Genomic DNA, 15,013 nt, shown 5'->3' with positions numbered 1-15,013 from the left:
TAAATCTTGTATTTATACAAATTGTACCATGGAAATGGTATATTCACTCACCTTGTTTCGTGCAGGAATATTTGTCTCATGGTAGACGCAGTAAAAGATGATATATAATAAGGTTGGTTTGGAAAAAAAGTATGATATTTATGAAGCGGAGGCTTTGATACGTGAAGCAGGATCGACAAAAGCAGGCAGGTTCCCATACCGGGATGAGCAAGGGACATGAAGCTGATGAGTTAAACAAACTGCTGTCCCTATGGCTTCATTCGTCGATCCGTGTCATGGATGTCCGGCATATTCGACTGGAACCGGAAGAGTTGCTTCAACCGTATCGTCTTCCTGCGCAGGCTTTTGTATTTGTATTGCAGGGTAGCGTGCGTTTGGATGGTGATTGGAAGGATACGCCACATTCAGGGTACGTACTGCATGGCAGCAAAGGCTTTGAACTGAATATGAAACCCTCGCAATACGGGATAGAATATATCCTTGTACTATATAAAGCGACTTCTCTATCGGGACACACGGTGTATAATCATCCTTCGATAGTTCATGGTTTTGCACCGCCTTATCCGGTTATACTGTATCAAAAGCTGCAACTACTGGATGACGCATGGCAGGATCAAGAGGGGCTATCCAAGATTCAGGCTCAGGGTCGGTTCTATGATTTTGCATATGAATGTATACGGCAATTGCAGGAACCGAAGGCTCGAACTTCTGCGCGGGATATTGTGACACAGGCGATTCGATTTATGCAGGATCATTATGCGGAGTCCATCACGCTGGAACGTTTGGCCGGATTGTTGGAATGCAGTCCGAGACATTTGACCCGGTTATTTAAAAAACAAACGGATTGTAGCCCGATTATGTACTTGATTCAACTGCGAATGGACAAGGCGAAGGAGCTTTTGCGGAAGACGGATGCGACTTTGCAGGATATCGCTGTCAGTGTGGGGTACCCGGATGTCTATTTCTTTAGCCGGGCATTCAAAAAATATACGGGTGTATCCCCGGTTCATTACCGGGACAGCCTATATTCATCTGCTTTTGTGAGAGATACCAGTCTGGATAATCCATTAAGCATGTCCGAATGTTCCATTGATTCGATTAGTGGCGCCCTGCATACTGTTATTGAGGATAATAATCATTATCAAAATCATGATGAAGGGATTTTACGAATGAATAGAAACGCAAAGCATTCCATGGCATTTATTTTATTGCTTAGTTTTACCCTGCTGCTCAGCGCGTGCTCAGGCACATCCAGTCCTACGGCAACCGATGGCGCTTCGCAAGGGACCAATAATACATCAGCGGAACCAACATCACAGGAAAGGGTGCTGAAGGATGCACTTGGGCATGAGGTGAAAATTCCGACTCAGCCTCAGCGTGTGATCGCTTCTTATCTGGAGGATCATCTGGTTGCGCTGGGGGTCAAACCTGTAGCCCAATGGTCGGTAGGTAAAAATTCAGTTCAAGGTTACCTGCAAAAAGAACTGAAGGACGTTCCTACCATTGCTTCAGATCTTCCGTTTGAGGCGGTTCTGAACTTCAAGCCTGATTTAATCATTATGGACAGTGCGAGCATGGTGGAAGGCGACAAATATAATCAATACTCTAAAATTGCTCCAACCTACGTGGTAGGCAGTAATATGAACAATGATTGGCGTGAAGAGCTGCTGACCGTGGGTGAGGTGCTGAATAAGAGTAATGAAGCGAAGCAGGCATTGAGCAACTACGACAAAAAAGTAGCAGAGGCTAAAGCCAAGCTGAGTCAGACGGTGGGACAAAAAACTGCGGCGGCATTGTGGGTAACGGATAAAAACGTGTATGTCGTAAACCAGAATCTATCCAGCGGTGATGTATTGTATAAGGATTTGGGATTCAAGATTCCACAAGTCGTACAGGAGATTTCCAAAACGGCTAAGGCGAACTGGAGTAATTTATCGCTGGAGAAGCTGGCCGAGTTGGATGCGGATTATATCTTTATCGTGAACAGCAAAAACGTGAGTAAAGAAGATATTGTAAAAGATCCTGTATGGGCGGGAATTCCAGCCGTTAAAGAAGGCCACGTATACGATTTTGGTAAGGATTCCAGCTGGTTGTACACAGGTACAATTGCAAACAGTCAAATGATTGACGATGTTCTGAAAAATGTGACTAAGTAATCCAAATGGTAATCAAAAAACGCTACTCATCTTGACGACAGTATGTCGCAGGAAGGAGAGCGTTTTTTTATAAAAAGATGTCTGCGTAGAGCAGACATCTGGTTTGTTTTCGATATTAGGCTTGCGGAGATACCAGGATTTTAACCTGATTTTTCTCTTTCAGGAGACCTTCAAAACCTTGCTCAATCACTTCTTCGAGCTTAATACGTTTGGTAACCAGCTTGTCGGCAGGGAAATAACCTTTTTCCATCAGGCTGATAACAGCTGGGAATACATCACGGTAGCCGATAATACCCGTCAGATTGCGTTCCTTCATAACGATATTGTTAGGCTTGATCGGAGCTTCTTTTTCAAAAATGCTGACGATCATGATTTGTCCGCTGATCTTAGTGGATTCAATAGCTTGAGTCAGCACAGGAGGTACTCCAGTGACTTCATAGGCTACATCTACGCCGCCGTTGGTCCGTTTGTGCAGTTCTTCCACCACATCATAAGTCTTAGGATCAATCACGATAGCACCCAGCTCTTCAGCTTTAGCTTTACGCTCCTCGGAAAGCTCTACTGCATAAATCTCAGATGCGCCCGAAGCTTTCAACGCTTCAATGACCAGCAATCCGATAGGACCAGCACCAAATACTACAGCTTTGTCGCCGACTTTCAGTTGGCTTTGACGAACAGCATACAAAGCAACGGCCGAAGGCTCTACCAATGCGCCTTGCTCGAAGGATACGCTTTCTGGAATTTTGTGAACCATATGCTCGTCAGCTGCAACATATTCAGAAAATCCACCGCCGCCGCCTGCCAGACCAAGGAAGCCCATTTTATCGCAAAGATTATATTTGCCTTGTTTACATGCATCACATTCTCCACATGCAAAAACCGGTTCTACAACTACACGGTCGCCAACCTGAATCTTGGTTACACCTTCACCGATTTCGACGACTTGTCCAGAGAATTCATGTCCCATTACGATAGGCGCTTTTTCGCCAGTCAATGGATGCTGAGCATCTTGGGGAATGAAGATCGGTCCTGCTACATATTCATGAAGATCACTTCCGCAAATGCCACACCATTCTACTTTGATTTTTACTTTTCCTGCCAGAGCAGCGGGCTGCTCAATGTTTTCCAATCGTAAGTCTTTTACTCCATGCCATCTCAATGCTTGCATGTCTGTCATCTCCTTGACGAATATATGATCATTGCCTCTATAAAAGTGAATGAATTAGGAAACGTTTCCGAAAAATAATATGTCACAAATTTTACACATTGTCAAACCAATTTAATGCAAAAAGCACTTGATTTTTTTGTGAATATAATCACTTGTGACTACAGTGCTATATTTGGCTCGTTACTTTTATACAAAGAGATTTTGTGGATTTTTCAGGTGAAGTAAAGACAAGAAGAAAACGACTTCAATTTTTAGACACTCATTCTGTGGTATAATATCAACATTAAGACTTTATTTTAGAAAGTCAGAAAACGATTCCGTTCTTGAAAGGATTTTGGGCGTGACAGATCAAAAGAAAGTAACCATAGAGGATGTAGCCAAGCGGGCAGGAGTCGGTATTGCGACTGTCTCCAGAGCTATTAACGATAGTGAGGGCATCAGCCCGAGAACGAAAGCCTTGATTTTGCAAGTGATTGAAGAGATGGGGTTTACGCCCAACACCTCGGCTCAGAGCTTGAAAGTTCGTCAGACACGACAAATCGCACTGGCCGTGCCGGACATTCGTAACGCGATTATTCCGGAGATCGCTTGGTCCGTAGAGCAGGCCGCCAAGCAGCATGGTTACCGTGTCGTGCAAATCAATACCGCCGGGAATGCCAGAATGGAGCTTGAAACCGTTCGTGAGGTCAAGAAGCTGCATGTCGACGGGCTCATTATCATGCCGCTGGCGTATCCCAAAATGTTGGTAGATCTGATTAACAAAGCTAGCGTTCCCGTATCCATTATTAACTATGGCAAGAAGCTGGGCGAAGATGTCAAAGCGGATATCGTCAGTCTGGCCCGGCAAGAGGGAAGACTCGTGATGGAGCATTTACTTAAAATCGGGAGAACAAGAATCGCCTATGCAGGCGCTGCGAAGGACAAAATCGAGGAGAGATACTTCGCTTATGAGCAGTCTCTCCAGCATGTGGACCCTTCACTCGTTTATTTTGGCGATGATTTCTCCTTTGAGACAGGGCTGCGTGCTGCCGATTATTTTTACAGCTTGAAACATATGCCTGATGCTATTTATGCGGTTAACGATATGGTGGCGATAGGGATCGTCAATCGATTTAAGGATTTGGGCGTAAAAGTGCCGGATGAGGTTGCTGTAGTCGGTATTGATAACAATCTGTGGGCTACGGTAACGACCCCTCAGATTAGCTCAGTTTCCATCATGGGGGAAGAGGTGGCACGGCTGGCTGCGGAGCTGCTGCTCAAGCGGATTCAGGAACAGACACCTGGGGATTATGAGCGTGTGCAATTCGAGCCTCGTCTGATCGTGAGGGAATCGAGCGTCTCTGTGATCCGTAAGCCTACGGTGGGACGCGACGCGTAGTAGGGTATGAGTGGATTTTGGGCAATTATAACGACCACTGTTTGTTCAGACAGGAGAGTGGATTCATGTTAAAAGGTAATGGGTTTGTTTCTGTAGCTTGTACTGCACTATTGCTGGCTGTAACCATAGGGTGCACTCCCCTGCCAGTGGGACAGGATGCTGAAACTGCGGCGCCGTCCGGGGCAAACAATGGGGAGTCCAAGCAAACTGCAGTCATTACGCAGCATACCCAGCAAAGTAAAGAGGAGCTAGTGCTGTCCTTTTATAAAGATTCATCCCTCAGTGATGAAGCAAAAGTACGTCACATGACAGACCATTTAGCAGGAATCCAATGGGGAAAGATAAACGAAATCAATGAACATCAAAGCCTGGAAATTATCGAATATCTGTATAGGCAGCGCGCTTTTATTCCATCGGAAAGTTTTGCAAATGTGATCCAGGCTTCTGACGGATTGGATGGAGCTTTAAGCGAAAGTTATGCTGGTCTTATGGGAGATTTGTTTACAAGAGACAAAACTGCGATGACTCGTGCATTGGCAAATATGGACAAAACCAACCGTACACAAGGTATAGGAAGCATCGGGTATGCTCTCAGCTATAGAGAACCAAAGGAAGTCAAGAAAGAGATTCAACAATGGCAGGCAGGACAAAAGCTTACTACGGCAGAGAAGGATGTTATCCGAGCCTTGTTCGTCAAGTTGGATAATCCATATTGATGCTCAAATAGTGATGACCACATGCATAGAGGAATATATTGAACAGCCGCGTCTCTACCGGAGGAGCGGCTGTTTTGTGCTGTTTTTTACATCCTGCCATTTATGATTGGGATAAATGTTAGTAGAACCATTGGTTTCAGATGTTCATCTAACAATGGGTTCAAGTGGTCGGGTGATCCTGATCCGAGCGCAAGCGTTTGATATCACTAATTGGAGGCAGGCCGAACAAGCGGGCGTATTCGCGGCTGAATTGTGAGGGACTCTCGTAACCTACCTGGAAACCGACATCTGCCGCATCCGCTGATTCGGATAACAACAGGCGGCGGGACTCTTGTAGACGTAATTGTTTTTGATATTGCATTGGGCTCATAGCCGTAACCTCTTTGAAATGACGATGTAGTGACGAAGGACTCATATTCGCTAGTTTGGACAATTCCTCAATACGCAACGGCTTATCATAATCCTGCTTAATCCGCTTTATGACTTCTGCGATTCGGTTGGAATGGCTGCCGGTCATGACCAGTTGTTTTAAGGATTCCCCCTGATTCCCCTGTAAAATCCTATACAGTATCTCACGAATGACTAATGGAGCTAGCACCGGAACATCCTGTGGGCTTTCCAAAAGATGCACTAGCCTTACCACGGCATCCAGCAGTAGAGAGTTGGTTTGGCTTACATACAAGCCTCGTCTGGAATCAGGCATTGGGCTTGTGGGAAAAGCAGATTCCTTGATCAGGTCCAAAACCTGATGCGGATCAAAATTGAGCCGGAGGCACAAATAAGGAGCTTCTGCTGACGCTTGGATGACCTGCCCGGATATCGGCAAATCCACCGACACGACAAGGTAGTCGAATGTGCCGTAATGGTAACTTTCCTCTGCGAGCATCACGACTTTTCTGCCTTGTGCCACAATACATAAAGCAGGTTCATGGACTTGATGTATCGGAACGGTTGTATTTGAACTTCGGACGAAATGAAGCGAAGGTATGGCTGTAGTGAGAACTCCGTCCTGATTTGAAAATCGTTCTATAAGCCTTGCCAACTCGGCTTGTTTTTCCATGGTAGAACTTTCTATTTTGGTTGCCCCCATCATGACACATCCCTTCTTTGCAACGTAGCCCGTTTTCATTTTCAGTAGTTTATTACATATTAAGGGGCTTTGGAGGATTAGGCAATAATTTGCTCTGATTCTTCTACCGGGCTGATGGACATTCCTCTCATAATAAGATGCAGATACAACACCTAATGAGCAATTGAGAAAAAAATAGAAGTGCAAAGGAGTGGGAGTCATGGAGAGTAACAAAGCGGAAAAAAGTGTACACGCTTCGCAGCATCCCTATATAGGGATGTGGGTAACTGAAGACGGAAATATCCGTCACGAACTCTTGCCTAATGGCCGTTATGATGAAGCACGTGGTCAGAGGAAAAGTGCCTACACAGGCAGCTATATCGTGGAAGGTGACCATATCGAGTATGTGGACGACACCGGATTTACGGCAGATGGCGAATTTAAAGATGATGTTCTGTATCATGCAGGGATGTTTTTTTACAGGGAAGTAAAAAAGTAATCTGTTTCAGTGATATTTTTAACTAGAGGAGGAATAAGAATGTTGGATATTAAAGGGAAAGTCGTAGCTATTACGGGGGCAAGTAGTGGGATCGGTGAAGCTACTGCCCGTTTACTTGCTTACCATGGGGCTCATGTAATATTAGGGGCCAGACGCACAGAGCGACTGGAGGCTCTGACATCCGAGATTCGTTCTAAAGGTGGATCGGCTGGTTATCAGCAACTGGATGTGACTAAGAGGGACCAGATGGAAGCGTTCATTAAGTACGCGGAAAAAACATTTGGGCGTGTGGATGTAATTTTGAACAATGCGGGAGTGATGCCTCTTTCAAAATTAGAAGCCCTGAAGGTAGAGGAATGGGATCGCATGATTGATGTAAATATACGGGGCGTTCTGCATGGGATTGCGGCAGGGCTTCCTATTATGAAAAAGCAAGGATTTGGTCAGTTTATTAATATCGCCTCTATTGGCGCGTATAGTGTAACCCCGACTGCAGCGGTGTATTGTGCTACGAAGTATGCGGTTCGGGCGATCTCTGAAGGATTACGCTTGGAGGTGGGGGGAGATATTCGCGTGACGCTGGTATCGCCGGGAGTAACTGAATCTGAGCTTGCTGACAGTATTTCAGATGAAGAGGCCCGGCAAGGAATGAAAGAGTATCGTCGTATTTCGATTTCGCCTGATGCCATAGCCCGTTCCATTCTGTATGCCATGGAGCAGCCAGCGGATGTAGATGTTAATGAAATTATTGTCAGACCCACGGCAAGCCCGAATTAATGCCATGGCATCCATGATTCTCCCTTTACACTCAGATCATTTTTTCCTCCATCCTTTTATGGATGGGGGATTATTTATAAGATGAGAAAGACCATCATTCACACCTCAGAGCGTAAAAAAGCTGTACCTTTGTAATAAACGGGTTTACTTTTACAAATGTTTGTGATAACTTTATTTCGACAAACATCGAAATTAAGACTAGAATAGAAGGGAGTCGGACTGGGTGAAAGATACAACAGAGATGCAGCAAGCTGTAAAAATATATAAAGCACTTGGAGAACCCACTCGTCTCAAGATAGCACTTTTGTTAAAAGAGGAAAGTGACCAATGTTGCTCTGTGCTGGGCGAAAAGCTGAACAGTGTAGCTATTTCAACGCTATCACACCATCTGAAGCAAATGGCAGAGTCGGGGCTGCTCACATACCGTAAAGAGGGGACGTTTATTTATTACAGTTTGGATGTGGAAACAGCGCAGAAATATGCCCCGTTCCTGATAACATAAATTTTTTTAGTCTTAATTTCGATATTTGTAAAAATATAAAAATATTAAATGAAAAGAGGCGTTATTTAAAAATGCAGAGCACGTGGAAAGTGTATATTTTGGCCATTGTCAGTTTTTTGGTAGGGACATCCGAATACATTATCTCAGGCATTTTGGATCAGATTGCGACAACTATGGGGATTACAGTGTCCGCAGCGGGCCAGCTGATTACAGTCTTTTCTCTTGCTTACGCGATTGGCACGCCGATTCTGATGGCAGTAACCGCTAAATGGGACAGACGCAAGCTGCTCTTGAGTTCCCTCGGATTATTTGCAGTAGCTAATGTCCTCTCTTTTATTCTGCCGGGTTTTGGAATGTTTATCGCCGCGCGTATTCTTATGGCCCTCGGGGCGGGGATGGTCGTGGTTACAGCACTGAGCATTGCAGCAAAAATTGCCCCAGCCGGCAAGCAGGCCAGTTCTATTGCTACAGTCACTATGGGTTTTACAGCTTCGCTGATTATCGGGGTGCCGCTTGGGAGAATGATATCTTCTGCATATGGCTGGAAAACCGTATTTCTCGGCATCGCGTTGACAGGGATTATTGCCCTAATTGTTATATCTATGACAATTCCCCGCTTAAAAGGAGATCGACCAGTCCCCTTACTACAACAGTTTGCTCTTCTGAAAAAGCCTGAAGTTGCTTTGGGATTAGGTATTACCTTCTTTTGGCTAGGAGGTTATTCACTCGCGTATACGTACATCTCACCGTATTTGCTGAATGTATCAGGTGTAGGAGAGGATATGCTAAGCTCAGTATTGCTCGCCTTCGGAATTGCCAGTCTGATCGGATCAAAAATTGGTGGGTACAGTGCGGATAAAAAGGGTATACCCTTTACATTATTAGGAGGCATGGTGTTGCACGGTATTTCCTTACTCTTACTTCCTTTTGCCGCTCATTCCCTGATCGCAGTATTTGCTTTATTGATCCTTTGGTCGTTCGCAGCCTGGACAACTGGACCTACTCAACAATATAATCTGGTCACACTTGTGCCTGAATCTTCCGGTGTGATGCTGAGTCTCAATCAGTCTACAATGCAGCTTGCTATGGCAGCCGGAGCCGGAATTGGCGGTGTAGTTGTTGGTCAGGTTTCGCTGTCTTCCATCACCTGGTTTGGAGCAGCAGGGGTCGGTATCGCTATTGTGGCTACGTATTTACTTACACGAAGATCCTCAGTTCAAACACAAGTGGGTGTTACGGAGTAAAGTGTATAGATAAGTGAAGAGGAGGCCCAGTGATGAAGGTGACATTGCGGCCTTCTTTGATTTGTATGAGCAATAATATGCTCTCTTGCAGTAAGAAGGCTTATTCAAACGCAATATCAGTGATTTTACCGCCTTCCTCAAAGCCGATATTTTTATAAACTTGATTGGAAACCGAATTTTTTAAATCTGCATATAGCATAGGTACTAAATGCTCATTTTCCAAAATGGAACATAGCTCGGATACCATTGCGCTGGCAAAACCTTTCTTTCGCAAATTAGGCGGGGTATACACAGCGTTAATGCGAGCATGTCTCGGCGAGCGGTGAGCAATATTAGCCATAGACACAGGCATGTTATTTACAATCCAAAGATACATATTTCCTGTTCCGATGGCCTTCTCTGCAACGGATATTTGACTAACCGGATCAATAGAACTACCTAAAGCCTCTTCTGAAAAACCAGCTATAAACTGGGCAACTAATTGTACATCCTCTGGGATGGATTGTCGGATCATTCCCTCAACGTCGGAGGGCTTTTTATATTTAGGACAGAAATAAGATTCCATGACCATATGGGTATGTACCTGAGTAGCATGACGTTGTGCGTAAGCATTTGCGAACTTCTCGACTGTTTCGGCATCACCACATACACCTGATAGGGTGGTTCCTTTTAAATAACATAAGAGTTCTTCTATATAGGTCAATTTATGATTATCTGTGATTTGTTGTGAGATCCATAGCCAAGCCTTATGTCCGGGTGATTGAGCAAAGATCATATTTTTATCGGACGTTTTGAGGCATGTTGACCCTTCTGATTCACAAATTCGATGGATCAAATTGTATCGAACTTCATCAGCTAAAAATTGATTTTGATTTAATATATCGTCGTTTGGGACTAGTTGCTCAATCATGACTCTGCCTCCTAAATATGAGTTATGACCAAAACAAAAAGTAGAAATCTATGAAGATTCAGTTGTTATATCTACTAGGATTTAAACTTCCGCGCTATACGCTTCTTATTTTTTTGTCGCCAAATCCATCTTTCGATAAAGTTTTTTTCTTTTCTTTCCTGAAGTGTTTCCTTCATACCCTTAATAAGAAATTCGGATCTTCGCTTGTCGTTTCTGCTAATTTCACGTAGTTCCTCAATAAATTTATCGTCCATGTCCGCATCTCCGTTAGTTCAAGATTTTCCAAATTGCTTAGCTAGATTATACAGAACATATGTTCCTTTTTCAAGTCTGCATCTGCTCTATTCAATCACATAACTATTTTTAGATGGATGCTGCGAGGCCCGCGCCTATCGGATGGTGAAGCATAAGATGAAGTTGAAAGGAGGAATTACAACATGGACAACAAAGCATATGTATCTCAAACGTATCCACGTCTTACAGTCTACAACGAAGAAAATTTTCGGGGTTCCAGGAGAGTATTCAGAGGAAACCTAGGCATTCGTAATACCGATAACATTCTCAACGGCATCGAAAGTCTGCGTTTCTTTTCTACTAGCAGCAATGCTACACTTGTACTCTTTACTGGCAAACGGTTTAGAGGTAACTTCCGTGTGTTTAGAGGCAATCGCAACATCGCCGACCTGGATGATCTGATTCGCGGGAATGATGTGGAATCTATTATCTCTACCAATCAACGTCTGACGTTGCAGCAAATCCGTAATATCCGCAGTAGCGGTAGACTTCCATCGGGCTATCGAATCATCTAACGGCCTTATTTCGACTTCATAAACCATTTTACAAGACTGTTTCAGGAGCTTGCAACTTTTGGGCTTCTGGGACAGTCTCTCTATTTGTACACGCGACCTACATACTCGAATGATGAGAGGAATTGTATGTGAGAATGCGTTGTTAGCAGTCATCGACAACTCAATGTTCATGAAAAATAGATAAAGGAGGGCATACGATATGCCCTCCTCATGACGTATATTGTATTTACTGCAGTTCCCAATTCGTTGCTTTGATCACAGCTGCATCTGCGTTCTTAAGATCTGTTTCACCAGAAGCTAAGAGAGAACTCCATTGTTTCACACGATTCTTACCATTGGGAGGTTGGTTATAATCGTTGGTATCGACAACCAATGTACGCTTAGCATAGAAGCTAGTCATGAACCTCTTCTCATTCGTACTACTGCCTGAACGTGAGAGGATTCCTTCAAGACTACCTGAATCACCAGTAGCGCCTTGATTGAGTGCTGTGTCGACAAATGATCCAATCGTCAGAGCAGTATTAAATCCGCGTTTCTGTGCTTGCTGTACACTATACTCGATATAGGTGTCATAGAACGTACGCCACATGGCTTCTCTCCAAGCTTCATTGTTTTGGAGAGCGTTGATCTTCTTCTTGATTACACTATCGCTATCGCTGAGTTTTAGAATCGAACCACTCATTTTCCCCTTCAGACCAGCACGTGTTAATCCACCTGCAATGGAAGGGTTACTAGCTCCACTAGCAGCATCAAAAGCTTTGAATAAGTCCGGACCATCGGGTCCTGTATCATTTGAACCGCCTGTTGTTGCTCCAAAGATACCAATTGTGTATCCGCGATTATCGCCGATATCTTCAGCATAGCCATAGAATTCAGTCCATTTCAAAGAATCTTGCTCTGGTTTGTTCACTAGCTTCATAATATTATCCCATTGCTCACCGTCGAGTCCTGTATTAGCCTTCAGAAACTGAAGTGTTGAAGGTGAGAAATTAGCATCATGATCAATAGCTGTAACCGTTGCTTGGCTAGTAGCTTCTTCGCTGGTAAGGGATAATGGCTCTATACTAGCTTCATTTGAATTGTCGAAGCCCTCATTTAAATCGATCGTTTTCTGCACCGGAGTCCCATTCTCTTCAGCAAAAGCCTTGCTAGGTGAAGGGGCGGACAAGCTAGAGAAAGAAGCGACTACAGTAAAGCTTAGCAAGCTCATAAGGAACTTTGTTTTATACATATAACTCCTCCTATAATAATGTAATTGTGAAAGACTAAAAGCGTAGATTTGCATCTAACTCGAATTGATTTAGCAAGAGTATAGATAAGAAGCATAGGATTGAATAGAGCTTAAATAACCGTTTTTTTCAAAAATTATGATTTATATGTGAATAAGTGGACCTAGTTGTTCCTAGATTCCTACAGACCATAAGTGCAAGAATGAGGACGAAACAAATATAGCCTCTTGATAAAATGAGTTACATCACATATCAGGAGGCTAAATTTATGAACAAAATTCATCAGTTTCATGCACTTCACACATCAGAGGAACTTTTATTTTTAGGGAACGCCTGGGATATGCTATCTGCGGTGGCTCTGGAGAAGGCAGGCTTTAAGGCGATAGGTACGACGAGCTGGGGAATTGCCAATACGCTTGGATTCTCAGATGGAGAGCTTATTGATTTTGACCAGCATGTAAGCATTATTCGGACGATTGCTGAGCATGTTCAGATTCCAGTGTCGGCAGATATTGAAGCAGGATATGGGGAGGATACGGCAACGATTGTTGAGCATGTTTTAAGGGTAGCCGATGTAGGAGCTGCGGGAATTAATATTGAGGATTCTTTGAAAACGCAAAAGGGGCTTCGAGAAGTGGGCCTGCACAGCAACCTGTTGTCCAAAATAAGAACAGCATTGGATACGCGTGGGTTTCAAGAGTTTTTTATAAACGCAAGAACGGATACATATTTGCAGATGGATGCCCCACTTTCAGAGACCATAGAGCGGGCCAAAGCGTATGTGGATAGTGGTGCGAACGGAATTTTTGTTCCAGGATTAAAGAGTGATGAAGAGATCAGAGAAGTTGTGTTTCATATACATGCTCCGCTTAATGTTTTATCCCTGCCGGGTCTGACGAATGTCCACCAGCTTCAGCAGTTGGGAGTTAAACGGTTTAGCTTTGGAAATGCATTTTCTGATAAGATAATAGTTGCTTTGCAAAAGAATGCAGAACAGTTGATAGAGCTTCAAGATACATCACATTTATATGAGGATTTTGCAAAATCCTGAACTAGATGAATATGAACTATAGAAAGGACAGAGTATTCGATCATGGCTAACATCAATCTTTCTTTTGAAGAAATGTGGGAGAAAATTATAGCGTGTGATCGTAAGTATGACGGGTTGTTTTTTACCGCTGTGAAAACAACCCGCATATACTGCCGACCTTCCTGTCGATCCAAAAAGCCGAAAAAAATAAATGTGGAGTTTTACTTTGATTTGGACAAAGTGGAAAAGGCGGGTTTTCGTGCTTGCAAAAGATGCCAGCCCCATACAGACCATTCGCCGTATATCAGACTTGTGCAGAATGTGGTAACCTTCTTGGTCAATCATTACAAGGAAAAACTTGTATTGCAGGATATTGCGGATCATATCGGAATAAGCTCCTTTTACTTGGATCGGATCTTTAAACAGGAAACCGCCGAAACCCCACGTACGTATTTGGAAAAAATAAGAGTAGATAAGGCAGCCTATCTTCTTAAAAGTACAAATCTTACGAATCTTGAGATTTGCTATGAGACGGGCTTCCAAAGTCCCTCCCATTTCTATAAGGCGTTTCGCAGCTTGAACTATTGTTCTCCTAGTGAGTATAGGAAGTTGAGTAAGGATTAGAAAAGGAAGGAGGTTGTATCCTTTTATGAGCGAACTATACGTATTGAAGTATGTATCGCCGATTGGAGAGATAGAGATACAGGGCACAAATGAGGATGTCTATTCTATTATGTTCTCTAATCGGAATGAGCCCTTAACGAGGGCTGTAGAAGAGGTTCCAATCCAAGTATTAACGGAATGCGCTACCCAGCTTGACGAGTATTTTAAAGGTGAGCGCTTTGAGTTTACGTTTCCTTATGCCTTTAAAGGTACGGATTTTCAGCAAAAAGTATGGAATGCACTGGTGTCCGTGGGGTATGGTAAAACGACAGCTTATAAAGATATTGCTCTTGCTATTGGAAATGAAAAAGCGATCCGAGCCGTAGGCAGTGCTAATGGAAAAAATAAGCTGAGCATTGTGATTCCATGTCACCGAATTATCGGTTCCAATCAGAAACTAACGGGCTATGCAGGAGGGCTATGGAGAAAAGAATGGTTGCTCCAGCATGAAAAGCGTTGTCTGAGGCCCTAAGGAGGGTTCGTAGATGAGAGACATATATTTGAAAGAGTTTAAGCCGGAGAGCTGGACCAACATGGTTCAGATCTATCAAGAGCGATATGCTCAGGTAGATCCGGCTATAAGAGCAAAAGTGGCCGAAAGTAAAATTCCAAAGGAGATTCAGATTGTGCTGCTGCCCGATATGGGGGAGTATTTACTGACTTGGATGGATCGAAAAGTCCCCGCACTCGGCAACGAAACACCGTCGGATTATTTGAAAAGCGAAGAAGGGACTAAGGCACTGAAGGCGGCCATATTACGTATGCCACGTTGAAGAAGCGGGCCAAGGAGATACATATGAACATCGAACAGAAGAACAGAGCGCGAATGATGGAAAAAGTGAGTTCGCATATCCATAACTGTA

The 15,013-nt window shown here is 43.8% G+C and carries 16 protein-coding genes; 12 read left to right on the top strand and 4 right to left on the bottom strand.

The features are described from left to right. The first annotated feature begins 161 nt into the window (after positions 1 to 161). Positions 162 to 2,156 (top strand): AraC family transcriptional regulator, encoded by a 1,995-nt coding sequence (locus T3H97_RS18505; protein WP_328800514.1) that lies wholly within the window; start codon positions 162 to 164, stop codon positions 2,154 to 2,156. Positions 2,157 to 2,271: 115 nt separating this feature from the next. Here T3H97_RS18505 and T3H97_RS18500 read toward each other — a convergent pair whose 3' ends face one another. Further along, on the bottom strand, positions 2,272 to 3,324 hold the full coding sequence (locus T3H97_RS18500; protein ID WP_028542246.1) for a 2,3-butanediol dehydrogenase: 1,053 nt from the start codon (positions 3,322 to 3,324) through the stop codon (positions 2,272 to 2,274). 340 nt (positions 3,325 to 3,664) lie between these two features. Between T3H97_RS18500 and T3H97_RS18495 the strand changes: the two genes are divergently transcribed. Together T3H97_RS18495 and T3H97_RS18490 are read left to right on the top strand one after the other, a co-directional pair. Next, positions 3,665 to 4,702: a LacI family DNA-binding transcriptional regulator gene (locus T3H97_RS18495; RefSeq protein ID WP_103049452.1), complete on the top strand. Its 1,038-nt coding sequence runs from the start codon at positions 3,665 to 3,667 to the stop codon at positions 4,700 to 4,702. Between the two features lie 65 nt (positions 4,703 to 4,767). Further along, a complete protein-coding gene (locus T3H97_RS18490) occupies positions 4,768 to 5,418 on the top strand; it encodes a hypothetical protein (protein WP_328800513.1) in 651 nt (216 codons plus the stop codon). Between the two features lie 160 nt (positions 5,419 to 5,578). On the opposite strand, the gene T3H97_RS18485 is transcribed toward T3H97_RS18490, so the two are convergent. Then, the gene (locus T3H97_RS18485; protein WP_328802846.1) at positions 5,579 to 6,508 is read right to left on the bottom strand and encodes an AraC family transcriptional regulator; all 930 of its coding nucleotides are present in this window, start codon (positions 6,506 to 6,508) and stop codon (positions 5,579 to 5,581) included. A 199-nt stretch (positions 6,509 to 6,707) separates the two neighbouring features. Here T3H97_RS18485 and T3H97_RS18480 point away from each other — a divergent pair, with 199 nt between their 5' ends. The 4 genes from T3H97_RS18480 (at position 6,708) to T3H97_RS18465 (ending at position 9,509) form a co-directional block, all read left to right on the top strand. Then, positions 6,708 to 6,986 (top strand): Atu4866 domain-containing protein, encoded by a 279-nt coding sequence (locus T3H97_RS18480; protein WP_328800512.1) that lies wholly within the window; start codon positions 6,708 to 6,710, stop codon positions 6,984 to 6,986. Between the two features lie 39 nt (positions 6,987 to 7,025). Next, the gene (locus T3H97_RS18475; protein ID WP_328800511.1) at positions 7,026 to 7,763 is read left to right on the top strand and encodes an SDR family oxidoreductase; all 738 of its coding nucleotides are present in this window, start codon (positions 7,026 to 7,028) and stop codon (positions 7,761 to 7,763) included. A gap of 223 nt (positions 7,764 to 7,986) precedes the next feature. Beyond that, the gene (locus T3H97_RS18470) at positions 7,987 to 8,265 is read left to right on the top strand and encodes an ArsR/SmtB family transcription factor (protein WP_272638666.1); all 279 of its coding nucleotides are present in this window, start codon (positions 7,987 to 7,989) and stop codon (positions 8,263 to 8,265) included. A gap of 71 nt (positions 8,266 to 8,336) precedes the next feature. Next, positions 8,337 to 9,509, top strand: a complete 1,173-nt coding sequence (locus T3H97_RS18465; RefSeq protein WP_028542251.1) for an MFS transporter — start codon at positions 8,337 to 8,339, stop codon at positions 9,507 to 9,509. Positions 9,510 to 9,609: 100 nt separating this feature from the next. Here T3H97_RS18465 and T3H97_RS18460 read toward each other — a convergent pair whose 3' ends face one another. After that, positions 9,610 to 10,419, bottom strand: coding sequence for a GNAT family N-acetyltransferase (locus T3H97_RS18460; protein ID WP_328800510.1), 810 nt, complete (start codon positions 10,417 to 10,419; stop codon positions 9,610 to 9,612). Between the two features lie 437 nt (positions 10,420 to 10,856). Between T3H97_RS18460 and T3H97_RS18455 the strand changes: the two genes are divergently transcribed. Next, on the top strand, positions 10,857 to 11,228 hold the full coding sequence (locus tag T3H97_RS18455; RefSeq protein WP_328800509.1) for a hypothetical protein: 372 nt from the start codon (positions 10,857 to 10,859) through the stop codon (positions 11,226 to 11,228). A 226-nt stretch (positions 11,229 to 11,454) separates the two neighbouring features. On the opposite strand, the gene T3H97_RS18450 is transcribed toward T3H97_RS18455, so the two are convergent. Continuing rightward, positions 11,455 to 12,459, bottom strand: coding sequence for a chitosanase (locus T3H97_RS18450; RefSeq protein ID WP_328800508.1), 1,005 nt, complete (start codon positions 12,457 to 12,459; stop codon positions 11,455 to 11,457). A 266-nt stretch (positions 12,460 to 12,725) separates the two neighbouring features. Between T3H97_RS18450 and T3H97_RS18445 the strand changes: the two genes are divergently transcribed. Genes T3H97_RS18445 through T3H97_RS18430 form a run of 4 tightly spaced genes read left to right on the top strand, consistent with a single transcriptional unit; the run spans position 12,726 to position 14,923 of the window. Beyond that, positions 12,726 to 13,508, top strand: coding sequence for an isocitrate lyase/PEP mutase family protein (locus T3H97_RS18445; RefSeq protein ID WP_328800507.1), 783 nt, complete (start codon positions 12,726 to 12,728; stop codon positions 13,506 to 13,508). A gap of 42 nt (positions 13,509 to 13,550) precedes the next feature. Then, positions 13,551 to 14,111 carry a bifunctional transcriptional activator/DNA repair enzyme AdaA gene (locus tag T3H97_RS18440; RefSeq protein ID WP_328800506.1) on the top strand — a complete coding sequence of 187 codons (561 nt, stop codon included), beginning with the start codon at positions 13,551 to 13,553 and terminating at the stop codon, positions 14,109 to 14,111. 25 nt (positions 14,112 to 14,136) lie between these two features. Next, on the top strand, positions 14,137 to 14,622 hold the full coding sequence (locus T3H97_RS18435; protein ID WP_328800505.1) for a methylated-DNA--[protein]-cysteine S-methyltransferase: 486 nt from the start codon (positions 14,137 to 14,139) through the stop codon (positions 14,620 to 14,622). Positions 14,623 to 14,635: 13 nt separating this feature from the next. Beyond that, positions 14,636 to 14,923: an antitoxin Xre/MbcA/ParS toxin-binding domain-containing protein gene (locus tag T3H97_RS18430; protein WP_025718120.1), complete on the top strand. Its 288-nt coding sequence runs from the start codon at positions 14,636 to 14,638 to the stop codon at positions 14,921 to 14,923. Positions 14,924 to 15,013 lie beyond the last annotated feature (90 nt).

Origin of the sequence: Paenibacillus sp. LX16 (assembly GCF_036252815.1) — a bacterium.
Taxonomy (GTDB): domain Bacteria; phylum Bacillota; class Bacilli; order Paenibacillales; family Paenibacillaceae; genus Paenibacillus; species Paenibacillus polymyxa_B.
This window is presented reverse-complemented; position numbering and strand designations above follow the sequence as displayed.